Origin of the sequence: Saccharomonospora iraqiensis subsp. paurometabolica YIM 90007, assembly GCF_000231035.2 — a bacterium.
Taxonomy (GTDB): Bacteria; Actinomycetota; Actinomycetes; order Mycobacteriales; family Pseudonocardiaceae; genus Saccharomonospora; species Saccharomonospora paurometabolica.
This window is the reverse complement of record NZ_KI912250.1, coordinates 225115-228039: the sequence shown is the minus strand read 5'-3', so window position 1 is coordinate 228039 and position 2925 is coordinate 225115. Positions and strand designations below refer to the sequence as shown.

Below are 2925 nucleotides of genomic sequence, written 5' to 3'. Positions count from 1 at the left end.
GGTGTCGGCCGACGGGCTGTTCGCGGGCGTCACCGCGACCGGGATGGCGCTGCTCGCCCTGGCCACGCGCGCGTTCGCGCGCGGCGGCCGGGCGGGCGTGCCGCTCGCCCTGACCGGCGGGGTGGTGCTGGGGTTCGGGATCTTCCTCTCCTACGGCCTCGTCCTGCTCGGGGCGGTGGCCCTGGCCGTGGTACTGGCCGGGCGCAGCGTGGCCACCCTGCTGTGGGCCGTGGCGGGGGCGCTGGGCGTGGTGGTGGTGTTCACGGCGGCCGGGTTCTGGTGGTTCGAGGGATACCGGCTCGTCGTCGAGCGCTATCACCAGGGCATCGCCGCCGAACGCCCGTCGGCGTACTGGGTGTGGGCGAACCTGGCGTGCCTGGTGCTCGCCGTCGGGCCCGCCGTGGTCGCCGGGGTGCGCAGGCTGCGCGGGTGGGGCCCCGTGGTGGCGCTGGTGGGCGCGGCGCTGGTGGCGGTGCTGGCGGCGGACGTGTCCGGGCTGTCCAAGGCCGAGGTGGAACGGATCTGGCTGCCGTTCGCGGTGTGGCTGCTGCCCGCGACCGCGCTGCTGCCGCGCGGCACCCGGCGCTGGTGGTTGGCCGGGCAGGCCCTGACCGCCCTGCTGGTGAACCATCTGGTGATGACCGTGTGGTGAGCCGGGGTGTCGATCCGGAACCCGTCCGGGTGCAACGGTGGGGCCGCGGCCGGACACCCCCCGGCGTGAAAACCACACCCGAACTCCGAGACGAGGTGAGGGTTCTGCACGACCCGGGCGGAGTCGACGGCGTCGAGGACGCCGGGCACGCCGACCCGGGCCCCACCGAACCCACACCACCGAGTGACACCGAACTGTGGTCCCGTGCCGCCCGGGGGGACGAGGCCGCCTTCACCGACCTGTTCCACCGGCACGCCGAGGCCGTGTGGAACCACGCCTACCGGATCTCCGGGTCCTGGGCCGTGGCCGAGGAGGTCGCCTCGGCCACGTTCGTCACCGCCTGGCGCAAGTGCGCACGGACGACGCTGGTCAACGACAGTGCCCGGCCGTGGCTCTACACGGTCGCCACGAATCAGGCCCGCAGCCACTCCCGGGGCGAGCGTCGCCGCGGGCGGCTGCTGCGCCGCGTGACCCGCACGGACGTCGTGCCGGATCACGCCGAGACGGTGACCGACCGGGTGGACGGAGCCGACCGGATCCGCGCCGTGGTGTCCGCGGTCGGCAGGCTGCCGAAGGCGCAACGGCGGGCGGTCGAGCTGTGCCTGCTCGGTGAGCTCCCGGTCGCCGAGGCCGCCGCTGAGCTGGGGCTGGCCGAGGTCACCGTCCGCTCCCACCTCTCCCGGGCCCGTGCCCGGCTGCGCACCCTGCTGGAGGAATCATGACCGAACGCGAGAATGCGAACGAGTTCGACCTGCCGCCGCACCACACGCTCCCACCCCACGTGCGGGACCGGATGCTGACCGGGGTGCGCGAGGACCTGCACCGGCCGCAACGCCGGGTCAAGGCCCCGGTCGGGGCGGCCGCCGCCGTCGCGGTGCTGGCCGGTGGTGCCTTCGTGGTCACCGGCACGACCGGGGACGGGGACCCGACCGTGTCCCCCGCCGCCGGGGGGAGCGCGGAACGGGACCGTTGTGCGGCCGCGGTGGAGAGTGCGGGCCGCACGGCCGACTTCCCCGACCGCGCGTCGTGGGAGGTCGTGTCCAGTGCGGAGCTGGATCTGACCACCGTGACCGAGTTCCGGGCGGGGGAGACGAGGGTGTTCTGCGAGACGTCCGAGACGTCCGTGTCGCTGTCCGCTCCGGTCGCGGCCGGCGGGCCCCCGGACGGCACCGGTGTCCGCGCCGCGATGACCACGCCGAACGGCACCGTGGTGGGGCTCGCCGGGGACGCGGTCGACGGGGTCCACCTCGCCGTGCCCGCCGACGACAGCACGGAGGACGCGGCCGAACGCGGCGAGCTGAGGGTGCGCGGCACGGGCCCGCACATCAACGTCGTCCCCGTGGAGAACGGCGTGTTCCGCACCGCCCTGGCCCACCACGACCTCACCGACCGCACCCTCAGCGCGCACATCACGCCGAGCGGGGAGGACCGGAACGACTCCACCGTCGCGCGGAAGGGGCAGCCGCTGCCGCCGGTGCCGCCGGAGCTGGTCGTGACCGACCGTCCCGCGCAGGAGCCGGACCGCTCCTCCGCGGAAGGCCGGATGCTCACGGAGTGCCTGACGGGGCCGGACGACGGTCGCGGCGGTGCGGTGGTCGACGCCCGCACCTGGCGCGCGGGGGCCACGCTGCGCGAGCAGGTGGAGACCGAGATCGAGACCGGGGAGGGCACGACCAGCCTCGGTCACGAGATCGCGTTCGTCATGGGGGTCAACGACCGGGCCGTCGGTATCTGCAGCCCTGAGCCGAGCTGGCACTTCACCGCGCACCCGTCGCCGGACGAGGCCACCTCGCCGGAGAAGCCGGTCGCCCCGGTGCAGGGCTCCTACGAGGGCGGCGGAATCTGGGTCGCCGGTGTGCTCGACGAGGGCATCGCCCGGGTGGAGCTGTCCGGCGGGGACACCGAAGTGTCGGCGGAGGCGCGGGAGCGGACGTTCGCGGCCTTCGTGCCGGGCGTCGAGTTCGGGGACACGACGGACACGGCCGAGGCGGGGCTGTCCGTCCGTGCGTACGACGCCGACGGCGCCCCGGTCCACGAGGGACCGTTGCCCACGCTCCCGGAGAAGTAGTCGTCGTCCGGTGTCGACCGGGTGAAGAGGGGGCCCGCCGCTCGCGGCGGGCCCCCTCTTCAGGGCGTCGTGGCGACCGCCGGGGCACGGAGCCCGGCGCCGGCGAACCCGGCCACGCCGTCGCGGAACGAGGTCGTCGCGGTGAAGCCCAGCAGGTCCCGGGCACGGGTCGGGTCGGCGACGACGTGGCGCACGTCGGCCGGGC

2 protein-coding genes and 2 pseudogenes are annotated in these 2925 nt (G+C 75.1%); 3 read left to right on the top strand and 1 reads right to left on the bottom strand.

Annotated features, from left to right (window positions below; all coding sequences use genetic code 11):
• From SACPADRAFT_RS0217180 to SACPADRAFT_RS0217170, 3 genes and pseudogenes are all read left to right on the top strand, one after another.
• A pseudogene (locus SACPADRAFT_RS0217180) lies at nt 1-652 on the top strand (hypothetical protein); the annotation flags it as partial.
• A 194-nt stretch (nt 653-846) separates the two neighbouring features.
• Nucleotides 847-1374 carry an RNA polymerase sigma factor gene (locus tag SACPADRAFT_RS0217175; protein ID WP_040924533.1) on the top strand — a complete coding sequence of 176 codons (528 nt, stop codon included), beginning with the start codon at nt 847-849 and terminating at the stop codon, nt 1372-1374.
• The gene (locus SACPADRAFT_RS0217170; protein WP_007027107.1) at nt 1371-2720 is read left to right on the top strand and encodes a hypothetical protein; all 1350 of its coding nucleotides are present in this window, start codon (nt 1371-1373) and stop codon (nt 2718-2720) included. Before SACPADRAFT_RS0217175 ends, SACPADRAFT_RS0217170 begins: the two co-directional genes overlap by 4 nt.
• A 59-nt stretch (nt 2721-2779) precedes the next feature.
• On the opposite strand, the pseudogene SACPADRAFT_RS31640 reads toward SACPADRAFT_RS0217170, so the two are convergent.
• A pseudogene (locus SACPADRAFT_RS31640) lies at nt 2780-2925 on the bottom strand (NAD-dependent epimerase/dehydratase family protein); the annotation flags it as partial.

Excerpts from the sequence above, each read along its gene's own strand:
- SACPADRAFT_RS0217170 (WP_007027107.1), top strand. The coding sequence starts at position 1,371 with ATGACCGAACGCGAGAATGCGAACGAGTTCGACCTGCCGCCGCACCAC.